General features: G+C 59.5%; 8 protein-coding genes and 5 pseudogenes. 2 read left to right on the forward strand and 11 right to left on the reverse strand.

Going from position 1 to position 14,064, the window contains the following annotated elements; genetic code table 11:
* Window position 1 precedes the first annotated feature (1 nt).
* Together ACR3FB_RS23205 and ACR3FB_RS23210 are read left to right on the forward strand one after the other, a co-directional pair.
* Window positions 2-1,648 (forward strand): amino acid ABC transporter permease, encoded by a 1,647-nt coding sequence (locus ACR3FB_RS23205; protein ID WP_480565707.1) that lies wholly within the window; start codon window positions 2-4, stop codon window positions 1,646-1,648.
* Entirely contained in the window at window positions 1,645-3,606 is a 1,962-nt protein-coding gene (locus ACR3FB_RS23210; RefSeq protein ID WP_480565709.1) for a beta-galactosidase, read from the forward strand. The genes ACR3FB_RS23205 and ACR3FB_RS23210 overlap by 4 nt, the downstream gene beginning before the upstream one ends.
* A 10-nt stretch (window positions 3,607-3,616) precedes the next feature.
* Here the strand turns inward: ACR3FB_RS23210 and ACR3FB_RS23215 are convergent.
* From ACR3FB_RS23215 to ACR3FB_RS23265, 11 genes and pseudogenes are all read right to left on the reverse strand, one after another.
* Window positions 3,617-5,521 (reverse strand): annotated as a pseudogene (locus tag ACR3FB_RS23215) (beta-galactosidase); the annotation flags it as partial.
* A 7-nt stretch (window positions 5,522-5,528) separates the two neighbouring features.
* Window positions 5,529-6,389, reverse strand: coding sequence for an SMP-30/gluconolactonase/LRE family protein (locus ACR3FB_RS23220; RefSeq protein WP_480565713.1), 861 nt, complete (start codon window positions 6,387-6,389; stop codon window positions 5,529-5,531).
* Window positions 6,386-6,990, reverse strand: a pseudogene (locus tag ACR3FB_RS23225) (2-dehydro-3-deoxy-6-phosphogalactonate aldolase). Before ACR3FB_RS23225 ends, ACR3FB_RS23220 begins: the two are co-directional and overlap by 4 nt.
* On the reverse strand, window positions 6,987-7,880 hold the full coding sequence (locus ACR3FB_RS23230; protein ID WP_480565717.1) for a 2-dehydro-3-deoxygalactonokinase: 894 nt from the start codon (window positions 7,878-7,880) through the stop codon (window positions 6,987-6,989). The pseudogene ACR3FB_RS23225 and the gene ACR3FB_RS23230 overlap by 4 nt, the downstream one beginning before the upstream one ends.
* Window positions 7,881-7,884: 4 nt before the next feature.
* Window positions 7,885-8,649: an SDR family NAD(P)-dependent oxidoreductase gene (locus ACR3FB_RS23235; protein ID WP_480565718.1), complete on the reverse strand. Its 765-nt coding sequence runs from the start codon at window positions 8,647-8,649 to the stop codon at window positions 7,885-7,887.
* Window positions 8,649-10,358 carry an IlvD/Edd family dehydratase gene (locus ACR3FB_RS23240; RefSeq protein ID WP_480565720.1) on the reverse strand — a complete coding sequence of 570 codons (1,710 nt, stop codon included), beginning with the start codon at window positions 10,356-10,358 and terminating at the stop codon, window positions 8,649-8,651. The genes ACR3FB_RS23235 and ACR3FB_RS23240 overlap by 1 nt, the downstream gene beginning before the upstream one ends.
* 55 nt (window positions 10,359-10,413) lie before the next feature.
* Entirely contained in the window at window positions 10,414-11,478 is a 1,065-nt protein-coding gene (gene melA, locus ACR3FB_RS23245; RefSeq protein ID WP_480566922.1) for an alpha-galactosidase, read from the reverse strand.
* Window positions 11,475-11,750, reverse strand: coding sequence for a family 4 glycosyl hydrolase (locus tag ACR3FB_RS23250; protein ID WP_480566923.1), 276 nt, complete (start codon window positions 11,748-11,750; stop codon window positions 11,475-11,477). Before ACR3FB_RS23250 ends, melA begins: the two co-directional genes overlap by 4 nt.
* Window positions 11,751-11,772: 22 nt before the next feature.
* Window positions 11,773-12,620: pseudogene (locus tag ACR3FB_RS23255) on the reverse strand (carbohydrate ABC transporter permease).
* 1 nt (window position 12,621) lies between these two features.
* Window positions 12,622-13,539 (reverse strand): annotated as a pseudogene (locus ACR3FB_RS23260) (carbohydrate ABC transporter permease).
* A 91-nt stretch (window positions 13,540-13,630) separates the two neighbouring features.
* Window positions 13,631-14,064: pseudogene (locus ACR3FB_RS23265) on the reverse strand (carbohydrate ABC transporter substrate-binding protein); the annotation flags it as partial.

Below are 14,064 nucleotides of genomic sequence, written 5' to 3' on the forward strand. Positions count from 1 at the left end.
CATGTCGCGCCTCAGCTCGATCCGCCCGAGCAACCTCGTGTTGCTCGCAGCCGCGCCGTTTATCATCTATCTGTTTGCCACCTCGTCAAAATACCTGCGATCTCTGGTCGCCATTCTTGGGATCGGTAACAATGCAGGGCCGATATTCGTGGGGTTCCTGCTGGTCCTTGCGACTGCGATCCTCGGCTATCTTTGCGCCCGCCACACCCGGTTCGAAGCGCAAGCGCCCGCATGGCTTCGCATTTCCGCTTTGGCGGCGTTTCCGGCGGCGGTTGGCCTATCCATTCTGGCTTTTGTCGCCCCGCATGTCCTGATGCCCTTCGCCGAGTCCGTCTTCTTTCATGCGCTCAGTCAGAACACTTCGACCCTGATTGACCGCTCCAACCAAACGTGGGTTCTGTTTCCCGAAGTGGTTGCACAAGTTCAGAGCGGCCTGCTGATACTACTGGCCGTCTATACTGTGATCATCGCGCTCTGCCTGATCTCGGGCCGTTTGGCCAAACCTTTACGTGGGCGCGTGCAGTTTGGGTTCGAAATTCTGACGGGCGCCGCGCTGTTCTACCTGATGTTTATGGCCCATTGGCAATTCGCAACAGGCGTCGCGATTACGTTCCGCGCGGCGATCTTTGCTTATATCTTCGCAGCGATCCTTGGCCTGATCTGGGTCGGGCTTCAGTCATTCAAGCCAAAGGCCCGGACAACGATGGTCTATGGCGCGATCAGTCTGGCGTTGCTTGCGGTATCCACCTTTTTTTTCATGCAGCCTCAGGTCAGCTATGTCCTTGTCGGCAATGCCGAGGGCCGCATTGCCATTGTGCGCGGCACCCCTCAGGCGCAAGCCGATGTGATCCGCTTCGGTGAATTCGAGGGTGGCGGCGATCAGCAAATCCGCATCCGAAGCGCTCCGGACGCGGCATCAGCGATTGAGCAGATTGAGACCGTAGAAAGCGTCTCAGGCGCATTTGTTCCGGTTGAGGCCCATACACAGGGCTATCCGGTAATCTGGCAGACCAGCTTTCTGCCAGACAAGTTTCGAAATCCGGGGCTCGCTTTTGCCGTTTTCGGTTTCCTTTTGCTGACCCTTACGGTCGGTGGATCCCAGCACAAACTGCACCCACTTGCGGTCGGGGCCGAGTTTTTCGTGGATACGATCCGAGGCATTCCGATGCTGGTGATCATCCTCTATATCGGCCTTCCTCTGGCGGGCGCGGTCAAGGATGCCACTGGTGGCGGGATTGACATGACCAACATGACCCGCGGGATCATCGCCATTTCGGTTGGATATTCCGCCTATATGGCCGAGATCTTCCGATCCGGCATCGAAGCGATACCGAAAGGCCAGCTCGAGGCCGGCAGTTCGCTGGGTCTGTCACGCTGGCAAACAGCACGGCTGATCGTGCTGCCGCAGGCCTTGCGGATCGTCACACCGCCCTTGGGCAACGAATTCATCGCGATGATCAAGGACACCTCGTTGCTGTCGATCCTGTCGGTGCGCGACATGACCCAACGCATGCGCGAGTTTCAGGCTTCCAGTTTCCTGCCATTTGCACCCTTCAACACGGCGGCGATCCTCTATGTAGTGATTACTCTGGGTTGCGCCAGCTTCCTGAAATGGATCGAGCGGCGAACTGCGAAGGACACCAGATGAGCAAACTTGAACTGGGGGTTTGCTACTATCCCGAGCAATGGGGCCCGTCCCAATGGCGAGACGATGCTGCGCGTATGGTCGAAATGGGCCTCGATTGGGTGCGGATTGCAGAGTTCACCTGGGGCCTGATCGAGCCCCGGCGCGGTCACTTCGAGTGGGGTTGGTTGGATGAGGTGATCGGGATATTGGGTGAGGCTGGCCTGCGGGTCATGATGTCTACTCCAACGGCTTCGCCACCCAAATGGCTGATCGACGAGTATCCAGAGATTCTGCCCGTGGGTCCTGACGGTCGCGTGCGCGGCTTTGGATCGCGACGGCACTATTGCTTCTCCAGCGATGTCTATCTGGAGGAGGCCAAACGGATCGCCACCGAATATGCCCGGCGCTATGGGCAAAACCCGCATGTTCACGCGTGGCAGATCGACAATGAATACAATGACCATGACACCGTCCTCAGCTACTCCGACCCGGCTCGCCATGGGTTTCGCCGATGGCTGCAAGAGCGCTATGGCACGATTGAAGAATTGAACCAGAGATGGGGTGCGGTTTTCTGGGGCACGCAGTATTCAAGTTTTGACCAGATCGAGCTACCAAACGGCTTGGTCGCGGCCGCGAACCCGACGCAATCTTTGGATTTTGCGCGTTATTCCTCGGACCGGGTCCGACTGTTCAACAAGGCTCAGGTGGATATTCTTCGGGCACATTCTCCGGGCAGGGACATCACGCATAACTTCATGGCGGGCAGTTTCGAGTATGATCACCACGCGGTGGCCGCCGACTTGGATATCGTTGGCTTCGACAGTTACCCGCTGGGCAATCTGCTGGGATCGTCCCTGTCTGATCAGGACAAGCACCGCTACTTGCGAACCGGGGCACCGGATTATCAGGGGTTTCACTGCGATCTCTATCGTTCGCAGGGACGCGGGCGCATGTGGGTGTTGGAACAACAACCCGGCCCAGTGGATTGGGCGGAAAAGAACCCGTCGCCCGCAGATGGCATGGTTCGGCTATGGACATGGGCAGCCTATGCTCATGGTGCGCAGGCGGTGATGTTCTTTCGCTGGCGGCAGGCGAGGTTTGCTCAGGAACAGTTCCACACCGCGCTTTTACGATCTGACGGCAGCCCGGATCAGGCAGCGGTCGAGCTGGCGCAGGTGGTGAAGGATCGGGCGGTTTTGCCGCCGGCCAATAGGCAGAAGGCCCAAGTTGCAATTCTGATCGACTATACGTCGATCTGGGCGGCGGATATCCTGCCGCATGACGACGCATTTCCTAATGCGAACATCCTACGAGACTGGTACGCGGGATTGCGCGGTTTCGGCGTCGATCTGGATTTTGTCGGGCCGGAGGATGATCTGAATGGCTATGCTTTGATCGTTTTACCGCAGAGCATGATCGTCAGCGACGGGTTGGCCTCAAGACTTAAGACGACCTCAGCGAAACTGTTGATCGGGGCGCGGTCGGGCAGCAAGACGCCAGGTATGCACAGCCCGGATAGCCTAGCGCCGGGGGTGTTGAGCGATTTGACAGGTGTTCGCGTTTTGCGAGTCGAGTCCTTGCCCGACCTTGCGGACGAAGCCGTGCAGTTGGGTGAGCAAAACCCGCTGCCTTTCACAGGTTGGCGCGAAATTGTCGAGACGAGCGCAGAAGTTATCGGCCGTTTCGCCAGCCGATACCAGAATGGCAGCCCGGCGGTCATTCGCTCGGACAGGGCGACCTATCTTGCGATGGTCCCGAGCGGCGCGTTGTTACAAAACATCTTGCGCGACGTGTTGGAATGGGCGGGGCTGGAGGTCACCGAAACGCATCAGGACCTGAGGCTGACCCAACGCGGGGACCTGCGCTTTGCCTTCAATTTCGGCGATCAAGATCAACCATTGCAAGTGAACTCAAAGCGCACGTTTCTGGTCGGAGAAGACCCGGTCGCCCCCCACAGCCTTGCGGTCTGGACGGAATAGTGCGCCCGGATCAGCCCTCCGAGCCCGCACTGTTTTCGAGGATTACAACGCCGCAGCCCGCAATGGTTTGCCCGTTCCACTCAACCGGATCGGCATTGTAGTTGATCAGGAACGTATGCTCGGCCGTTTCCCGAAGCCGCAAGCCCTCGGGCATCGGCTGCAACGTCAGTCCCGTGTGGTGCGCTGCCAGACCGATAAGACGATCCCAGAGCGCCTCGTCGGGGAAACCCGCCAGATACCAAACGCCGTCCCCCGTTTTCACGGCAGGAGTCCCATCAGCAAATTGCAAGAGGTCTGCACCGTCTCCGGACAGGCGATCTATCCAGTGTTGCGCCGCGCCGCCTCCTGCGACCGGGCGTTTGACATTCGGCGGCAGGGTTTCAACCAGATCGACATGGCAATCGACGGTATCAAGGCCCGGGCGACCCGACAGAGGGATTTGGAAATCGCGGGTGATTGCGCCGCTGCGCGGGCCAAGGATGGCAAGCTCGCAGGCCTCAGCCAAACGCGTTTCCAACTCGGCATCGATAGTGGCTAGACCTGGCGCAATGATCACCGCGTATCCCTTCGGCAGGTCCTTTGGTGAAACGATGTCCACCGAAAGCCCGGCGCGACGCAGAGCGCGGTAGGCCGAGAATACCAGCCGGAAATAGTCAAAACCTGCGCCCTGCGGCTGCGTGGTCCACGCCCAATCTGAGGCATAGTCAAACAGGATCGCAACCTGCGCCTGTTTCTGGTGCACCGGACCGATGGCCTTCAATTCCTCCGCCGTCCGGCGTGCCTCGGCCAGACCGGGGGCCGCGCGGCTGTCTGGTGTCAGCAATCCGGCGTGCATCTGTTCCTGCGCAAACGGCGCTTGGCGCCAGCGGAAATAGCTCACCACCTCGGCCCCATGGGCCACGGCCTCAAGTGACCACAGCCGGACCATGCCGGGCAGGGGGGCTGGGTTGTAAGGGGCCCAGTTCACAGGGCCGGGCTGTTGCTCCATCACCCACCAACGACCACGGCCAACTGCGCGATAGAGATCGTGGTGAAAGCCCTGCATATCCGGATCGCCCTGTTGCAGGAATTTGGCCTTGTGTTCGGCATCATCTTCCAATCGGTCGGACAAGAAGCCGATCGGATAGCTATCCCAGGTGGCGATATCGAGGTCCGCACCAACATCGAAATGGTCGAACTCAAGCACGCGCCCCATGTAGTTGTGCGACAGCGGCGCATCGGTCAGCGGGCGCAACACTTCGGCTTGAGCCTTGCTGAACGCCGCCACCTGGTCTGAACTAAAGCGGCGGAAGGCCAGAACATGGGCCGGGTTCGGCTCGGTCACGGTCAAGTTTGGCAGGTCGATCTGGTCAAAGTGGTCGTATTCCATCGACCAGAACACATTGCCCCAAGCCTCGTTCAGGGCGTCGATGCTGCCATATTGATCGGCCAGCCACAGCCGAAACGCTGCGAGCGCCGGTGCGCTGTAGCTGATCGTGGTGTCATGGCAGCCATATTCATTGTCGATTTGCCAAGCAGCGACATGCGGGTTTCGTCCATATCGTTCACCAAAGATCCGGGCGATGCGGACGCACTCGTCGACATAGCCCGCATGGCTGAAGCAATAGTGCCGACGTGACCCGAATTTGCGCGGTTGACCTTGGGCGTCGACGGCCAGCATATCGGGGTGTTTGTCCAGCATCCAGCGTGGAGGCGTCGCTGTGGGTGTCCCCATAACCACCTTCAAACCGGCCGATCCCAGGACCTCGACCGCGCGATCCAGCCAGTCGAATTGCAGATCGCCGGGGGAGGGTTCCAAACGGCTCCAGGCGAATTCGGCGATGCGCACCCAGCTCAGGCCCGTTTCGACCATGCGCGCGGCATCTTCGGCCCAAACAGCCTCGGGCCAGTGTTCGGGGTAGTAGCAAACGCCGAGTTCGGGGTCATAGAAGGACTCTGTGTTCCGGTTGGCCCTGGCCTGCGTTCAGTTCGGCAAAGGTCATTCCGTTCGTGGGTTGGGTTTCAAGCGTTTCCGCGCTCAGCCCTTGGCGGGCAGTTGTGCAGAACAGTGTCGTCAGGTCGTCTCCGCCAAAGGCGGGGCAGGATGTATGGGCGGCGTCAATGGTGACCGCGCGCAGGAACTTGCCCGTCGGATCATAGGCCGCGACCCGGCTCGCGCCCCATTGAGCGATCCAGACGTTCCCGGCGGTATCAACCACCGCGCCATCCGGGTTCAAACCGTCTTCGTTCAGATCCAGAAAGACCGAAGGCTCCCCTTCGGGCCAGCCGGTCTCAGTGTTCAGGCCCCACCGCATTACCTGTCGTGTCGCGGTGTCTGCGTAGTAAGCGGAGGACCGGTCCGGAGCGAAACAGATCGCGTTTGAGATGGAGATACCCGGCACCAAACGGCGCAGCTCGCCCTTGTAGAACCGGTAGATTGAACCAGCACCGAGCTCCGCGCTTTTGCCCATCGTCCCGATCCAGAACCCGCCCCACGGGTCGGCGCGACCGTCATTCGAGCGGGTGACGGGATTTTCAGCCTCTAGCGGGGCAATCAATGATTTCTCGCCCGTGGCCAGCGAAAATCGCCACAACCCGGTTTCTGAGGCCATCAGCAGAGTATCACGGTCCACCCAGCCTGCGGCCGAGACATATTCGTCGAAATCCCAGCTTTTCTGCGCCTCGCCTTCGCGGGTCAGTAGGTGTTTGCCGAGGATATCAAACCAGAACAACTGCTTCCGCTCTGGATGCCAGAGGGGACCTTCGCCGAGCATACACGGGCGGTCGTCGAAAGTGACGCTCATGCAACAGCCTCGTCATAGGCGGCGACGATGCGGATGGCGCGTTCCGAGATTTCCGCGATCTCCATGTCCGGTTTGAACAGGGCCGAACCGATGCCGAAGCCGTCAGCGCTGGCTGCGATCCAATCGTCGAAATTGTCTGTACCCGCGCCGCCAACCGCGAAGACCTGCGTGCCAGCCGGCAAGACGGCCCGTAAGGCAGATACCCGGCGGGGCCTGCCAAGGAGCCGGGGAACAGCTTCAAACCGGTTGCACCCGCTTTGAGGGCCGAAAAGGCCTCGGTCGGGGTGAAGATGCCCGGCCAGGATTGCAGCCCCAGTTCGCGACTGCGCCGGATCACATCAGGATCGGCATTGGGCGAGACGATCAGCTTGCCGCCCACATCCCGAACGGCCTCAACCTGTTCAGGCGTCAGCACCGTACCCGCGCCGATCAGGGCGCGATCGCCGAATGCCTCGACCAGAATGCCAATGCTCTCAAGAGGATCCGGAGAATTCAGCGGCACCTCGATACGGTCGATCCCGGTTTCGATCAGAAGGCGACCGACTTTCTCGGCGTGCGAGGGGGTCAAACCTCGCAGAATGGCAATGATAGGGCGGCTCATACGGTTTCTCTTGTCATATTGCGGGCTTTGTTCAACCCGGCCAGAGTGGATGTGGTGGCGTCGGCCATCTCGACAAACGCGCCTTGCGGTTGCAGCGCTTGCGCGTAGGCGGCCGATAGCCCCTCGGCCCCGATGATCGCGATCTGCTGACCCAGCCAATAGGGGCGTGAGGCCGCAAGTTCGGCCCCAATCAATAGCCCGGACAGACGCGCGCGGGCCGTGCTGCCATCCTGCCCGTGCAGCAGATCTGCAGCACGCAGACTGAACAGGCGGGCGGCAAGCTGTTCGGGTTTGGACAGAGTATCTTCGACAGCCTCAGCAAATGCGGCCTCATCCCAACCTTCGCGTACCGAGTGTCGAAGGACCGATTGACCGCTCAGCAGGTCGAACAGTTCTCCGGTCATGAATGTGCGGAAGCTGACGACCTCGTTCGCGCTGACCTGCACCCATTTTGTGTGAGTGCCGGGCAAGCAGATTACACCATCCCAGTTGGGGTGCGTATCCAGAAATCCCGCGATCTGCGTTTCTTCGCCGCGCATCACATCCGGCGGGGACACCTGTTTCAAACCAGGCACGACAAAAGCACGGATCCTAGGGTCGGTGGCGGGCACGCGGATCGGAACGCCCTGCACAGGCGCGCTTGGAACGGCGGCATAGGGCGCCTCGACCCACCCTTGACGAGCACCGACCATGCCGCAGGCGACGACGTCGACAGGGGCACTGCCCAACCAGCCTTCGATCAATGCCAACAGGGCGTCCTCAAACCCGCCTTTGGAGACGCGCGCCATGCCCATGTCTGACTGGGCGTGGTCAACAGGGGTCGACCCCTCCATCGCCCAGACGCGCAAGTGCGAGGTGCCCCAGTCTGCTGCGATCCATTCTGGTTTCATAACTCTACCCCGTTACCACGACGCCACCATCGGCAACCATGCACTGTCCGGTCATGGCGCGGCTGGCGTCCGAGGCCAGAAACAAGGTGGGTCCGATCATGTCGTCGGGCTTTAGATGTTCTTTCAGGCATTGGCGATCCAAATGTGCCGCCAGGTCTTCGGGCGTGGCCCACATGTCCATCTGCTTTTGCGTCAGAACCCAACCGGGGGCCAGCGCGTTGACGCGGATACCTTTCGGTCCAAGCTCGCGCGCCAGCGAGCGGGTCATGCCGGTGATGCCCGCGTTCGAGGTCGTATAGATCGGATAGCCCGCGTTGCCCATCATGTAGCTGATCGAGCTGAAATTGATGATCGAGCCGCCATTCTCCATCTGCCGCGCCGCTTCCTGACAGGCGAAAAAATAGGCCTTGAGGTTCACCTCGATCATCCAGTCCCAGAATTCAGAGGTTGTCTCTTCCAGAGAGTGGCGCTGATCGTTGGCGGCGTTATTGACCAGCACTTTGATTGGCCCATGGGCCTCGGCGGCCTTTTGCATGGTGGCGTGCAACAGTTCCGTATCGGTCATATCGCCCTGCATGAACAAGGGCGCGCGACCGTGTTTGGCACGCATTTCTTCCACGAAGGCACTTGCGTCCGAGCGGCCGATGAAGGCCACGTTGGCCCCTTGCGCCATGAACCCGTCGGTCAGCGAAGCGCCAACGCCCGAGCCGCCGCCGGTGATATAGACTGAGGCCCCTTTCAGGTCCTGGAATACAGCAGGTTGGTCCATTAGTGGCTCTCTCTTGTAACGAGGCGTGTGTCTTTGCCGACAAGGAAATCAAGGTCAGCGCCCTGATCGGCTTGCAGCACGTGGTCGATGTAAAGTCGGGCGTAACCGCGCGTGTAATGCGGCGCCTCCGGTTGCCAGGCCGCGCGGCGGGTGTCGAGTTCCGCCTGGTCAACCAGCAGCTCAAGCTCTCCCTTACTTGCGGAGACGCGGATGCGGTCGCCGGTCTTGACCAGCGCCAGTGTGCCTCCAGCCTGCGCCTCGGGGCTGATATGCAGAATGACTGTACCGAAGGCTGTGCCGGACATGCGCGCGTCCGAAATGCGGATCATGTCGCGCACGCCTTCTTTCACCAGTTTCGCCGGTATCGGCATGTTACCGACCTCGGGCATGCCGGGATAGCCCCTGGGTCCGCAGCCTTTGAGAACCAGAATGGTCTCGGGCGTCACAGGCAGGTCTTCGCGGTCGATATTGGCCTTCAGGTCTTCGATGCTTTCGAAAACAAAGGCTTCGGCTTCGGTTTCCAGCAACTCACCCGTTGCTGCCGAAGGTTTTACGATCGCCCCGTTCGGCGCCAGGTTACCATGCAGAACACGCAGACCGGCTGCGGACTTCACAGGATCTTCGAAGGGGCGGATCACGTCGCGATTGTAGCACTCTGTCCCGTCGTAGTGGGCCAAGATATCTTTGTTCAGAACCGTTTTGGCAGGGCGCAATAAAGACTTGAGTTCATTCAGCACCGCGGGCACGCCACCGGCATAGCAGAAATCCTCCATCAAGTATTTGCCAGAAGGCATGCAGTTGACCAGCAGGGGAATTTCAGATCCGATCTCAAAGTCTTTTAGCGTCAGATCGACACCAACTCGACCCGCCAGCGCCAGCAGGTGGACTACGGCGTTGGTCGAGCCACCCACAGCGGCATTGGCCAGAATGGCATTCTCAAATGCTTCCTTGGTCAGGATGTCCGAGGGTTTGAGGTCTTCGTCTACCATCTCGACAATCCGTTTGCCGGTCAGGTGTGCCAGTGCCATGCGCCGTGCGTCAACGGCGGGCAGGGCGGCGTTGGTGGGCAGGGACATGCCCATCGCTTCGACCAGCGAGGCCATGGTCGAGGCCGTGCCCATCGTCATGCAAACCCCGGCGCTGCGCGACATTCCGGATTCAGCGTTCATGAAATCCTGCAGGGTCATCTCGCCCGCACGGACCTCTTCCGAGAACTTCCAGACATCGGTGCCCGATCCGATATCCTTGCCCTTGAACTTGCCGTTCAGCATCGGCCCGGAACTGACCACGATTGAGGGCAGATCGACCGAGGCCGCGCCCATCAGCTGCCCCGGCGTGGTCTTGTCACATCCGCCCAGCAGAACTACGCCGTCAATGCCATAGGCGCGGATGGATTCTTCGACATCCATGGCCAGCAGATTGCGGAACAGCATGGCTGTGGGTTTCATTTGGGTCTCGCCCAGCGACATGACCGGGAATTCGACCGGGAAGCCTCCTGCCTCCCACACGCCTCGTTTCACGCCTTCGGCCAGATCACGCAGGCCCGAGTTGCAGGGCGTCAGTTCCGACCAGGTGTTGCAGATGCCAATGATGGGCCGCCCATCAAAGGCATGATCTGGGAAGCCTTGGTTTTTCATCCAGGAACGGTGGATGAACCCGTCTTTGTCGAGTTTTCCGTACCAATGCGATGAGCGGCGTTTCTTTGTCATTCTGGCTTTGGTTCTTTGGCTGGGGCTGGAATTGAGGTTCGTGATAAATTGAAGATCATGCGGCGCGGAGCGGGCGGCACCAGTCGGGCAGCCAGTCCGAATGTGCGGTCAGAAGGTCCGTGACAAGGCTTCGGATTTGGCGCAGGTCCAGTTCCGCAGCAGTGTGCGGGTCCATCATGGCGGCATGGTAGATGTACTCGGCGTTTTGCTCGGTCAGCGCCCGGACGGTTAGCTCTTGCACGTTGATCTGGGTGCGCATCAGCGCCACCAGTTGCGGCGGAATGTCGGCAACGACTGAGGGCTGAAGGCCGTTTGAGTCGACCAAACAGGGGGTTTCCACCGCAGCGCCCAAGGGCAATTGTGGGATCTGACCCGTGTTGGGCAGGTTTCCATAGGCCGTATAGGGCGTGTCCGTGACGACGGCATTCATCAGATCCGCTGCGAATTCGTGGCTGCGAATAACCGAGACATCGCGCCCGTCTGTCAGTGTTTTGGCCTGTTCTTTCCAATCCGCGACCTGCTCGACACAGCGGGTTGGGTATTCATCCAGCGGAATCGAGAACTGTTCGATCAGGTCTTGCCGACCGTCCTTGATGAACCACGGCACATATTCGGCCAGATGTTCCGAACTTTCGGTGCAGAAATAGCCCAGATGGTCCATCACTTCGTACCGAACCTTGTTGGGGCAGCGTGGCATCAACAGAGGTGGTTTCGGCAGAGTACCGTGCGCGTAGCCCCGGCGTAAGGCCGGGTAGAGGTCGCGGCCCTGATGATCCAGCCGCAGGAAGAAGGCCACATGGTTCACGCCTGCGACCTTGTAGCGGATCTCATCCTTGGGCAGGTCCAGATCATGGGCAAGTTCTTCGACTGTATTCTGGACCGAATGGCACAGGCCGACATGTTTCAGGTCCGGGAATTGCTCGGCCAGAGCCCAGGTGTTGATCGCCATCGGGTTCACATATTGCAACAGCGTCGCGTTGGGGCAGAGCTGCATCATATCCTGTGCCACGCCCCACAGTACTGGGACGGTGCGCAGCCCGCGCATTATCCCTCCGATCCCGAGCGTGTCTGCAATTGTCTGGCGCAACCCGTATTGCTTGGGGATCTCGAAATCCGTCACCGTGCAGGGTTCATACCCGCCGACCTGAAAGGCGGTGATGACGAAATCAGCCCCTCCAACGCGCGGCGGTCGGTGTGGGTGGTCACCGTAGCTCCGGTGCCGACTGAACGGATCATGGCTCGCGCTACGGTTTCGCTTTCGGCCAGGCGCTGCGGGTCGATATCCATCAACGCAAAATGGCTGTCGGCCAGCGCCGGTGTCAGCAGCGCATCGCCCACGATATTGCGCATGAAGATCGTGGAACCCGCGCCGATAAAGGTGATTTTGGTCATTTTGCAAAACTCTCGTTTGGCGTTATTTAACAGCTCCAAGGGTCAAACCCGCGATGAAGTGTTTCTGCATCAGGAAAAACATGGCCACAGGCGGCAAGGCGGCAACGAGGGAACCCGCGCTCATCAGTTGATATGCCGCGCGGTACTGAGCGTTGAAGCTGGTGATCCCGGCCGTCACAGGTTGGCTTTCAGCCCCTTGGGTCAGGACCACGGCCCAGAAATAGTCGTTCCAGATGAAGGTGAAGATCAGCACGCTCAGGGCCGCGATGGCGGGTTTCATCAGGGGCAGGACCACGTACCAGAAGATACGGACCTCACTGATGCCCTCAACGCGTGCAGCTTCGATCAGCTCAAAAGGCAGCGCTCGGATGAAGTTGCGCATGAACAGCGTGCAGAACCCGGTCTGGAACGCGATGTGGAACAGGACTAGCCCGGTTTTGGTATTGTAGAGGCCAAGCTCCAAAGTCAGGTCGCGGACCGGAACCATGAGGATCTGGAACGGGACAAAGTTGCCCGCTACGAACATGAAGAAAATCCACAGGTTCGACTTGAATTTGTAGATCCCCAGCGCGAACCCGGTCATACAGCTGAGCGCGACCGCTCCGATCACTGTCGGGATGGTGATCATGAATGAGTTCAGCAGATATCGCGGCATGTCCGAGTTGAAGAAGACCTGCCCGTAATTGACCGCGCCTTCAAACCGGGACGGCAGGCCCCAGTAGTTTGCGTTGGTGAAATCCGCCTCGGGCTTGATTGAGAACAAGGCGACAGCAAGCAAGGGCCGAGCCACAGCAGCAGGGCAATGGGCAGCATGGCCTGATAGGTGATCTGCGCCGCGCGGGGTTGTTTTTCGATGGGTTTGGGAAACATCTCAGTGCCCCCTTTCTTCGCGGTACATCGACCACAGGAAGTAGGCGATGAAGCACAGCATGATGAGGAACAGGATCACAGCGATGGCGGCGCCATATCCCATGCGGAAGCCGTATTCGGACAGGGCGACCTCGAACATGTAGTAGGCCAGCACGGGACGACCCGAACGGCCCACCCTGCGTCATGATGGAGATCAGGTCGAAGGACCGCAGCGCGCCAATGATCGTCACGACAAAGGCGATAAACGTCGCCGGGCGCAGTTGCGGCAGGATGATGTGCCACAGCATCCGCCCGCCTTTTGCGCCGTCCAGACGTCCGGCCTCGATCTGTTCGGGGTCCACGGCGTTCAGGCCGGTCAGATACAGGATCATGCAATAGGCCGTCTGCGGCCACAGGCCGGCGACGATGATGCCGTATGTGACCAGTTTTTCATCCCCCAGCACATTCAGCGGACCAAGACCAAAGAAACCCAGGAATTCGTTCAGCAACCCGAATGTCGGATCGTAGAACCATGTGAAAACCAGCCCGACGACGACCTGAGAGATCACGAACGGAAAGAAAAATAGAGACTTGTAGAGTCGAATGCCCCAGACCGTCTGGTTCAGGAACAGGGCGATGAACAGGCCCGCCGGGATCGCTGCCAAATACAGGATCAACCAGATCAGGTTGTTCTTGAGTGAGATGTAGAACGCGTCGCGGTCAACCCACTCCCAGTACAGGTCCTCGTAGTTGCGGAACCCTATTCTGCGGCGCCAAGCCCATCCCATTCGTATAGTGACAGGTTGAAGGACTGAAAGACCGGGATGATCACATAGACCATGAAGAACAACAGGCCCGGCGCAAGGAAAAGCCAGGGCGCGATGCGTTGTTGGTTGCGATGGAACCAGCTTTCCTGTTCCAGTGTGTCGACGGCTGACATGGGCTATCTCGGATCTGGGGCGAAGGCGAGTTGAAGCTCGCCTTGCATTTGAGGAAGGCGTAGGCCGGGTTTTTACCCGGCCCCTGCCAGATCAGTTGTCGTAGATACGGCTACGAGCGCGTTCCAGCTTGGCCAGAATTTTGTCCAGATTGTCTGGCTTGACCATGAATTCCTGGAAGCCTTCCATCGAGACCTTGGCCATTTCCGCTGGAGCGTCACGATCCCAGAACTGGGCGACACCGCCGGGGCTGTTCGAGGACAGCATGGTGAAACCTTGCTGCAGGAACTTGTCGTCATCAACCGAGGATTGTGCGTTGACCGGAAGCTGGCCCAGGTTGGAACCGTTGTTGATTTCGGTCTGAACGTCCGGAGACACGACGAAGCGCAGGAACTCGCGCGCGGCTTCCTTGTTCGAAGCGTTGGCCGGGATGTGGAACGTATCGGTCGGGGCGTCCTCGGCCAGTTCAACATCAGGGTTGATCGCGACGAACTGGTAGAAGTCAACTGATCGTCGGTCAGACCTGC

Source organism: Ruegeria sp. AO1 (genome assembly GCF_056535985.1).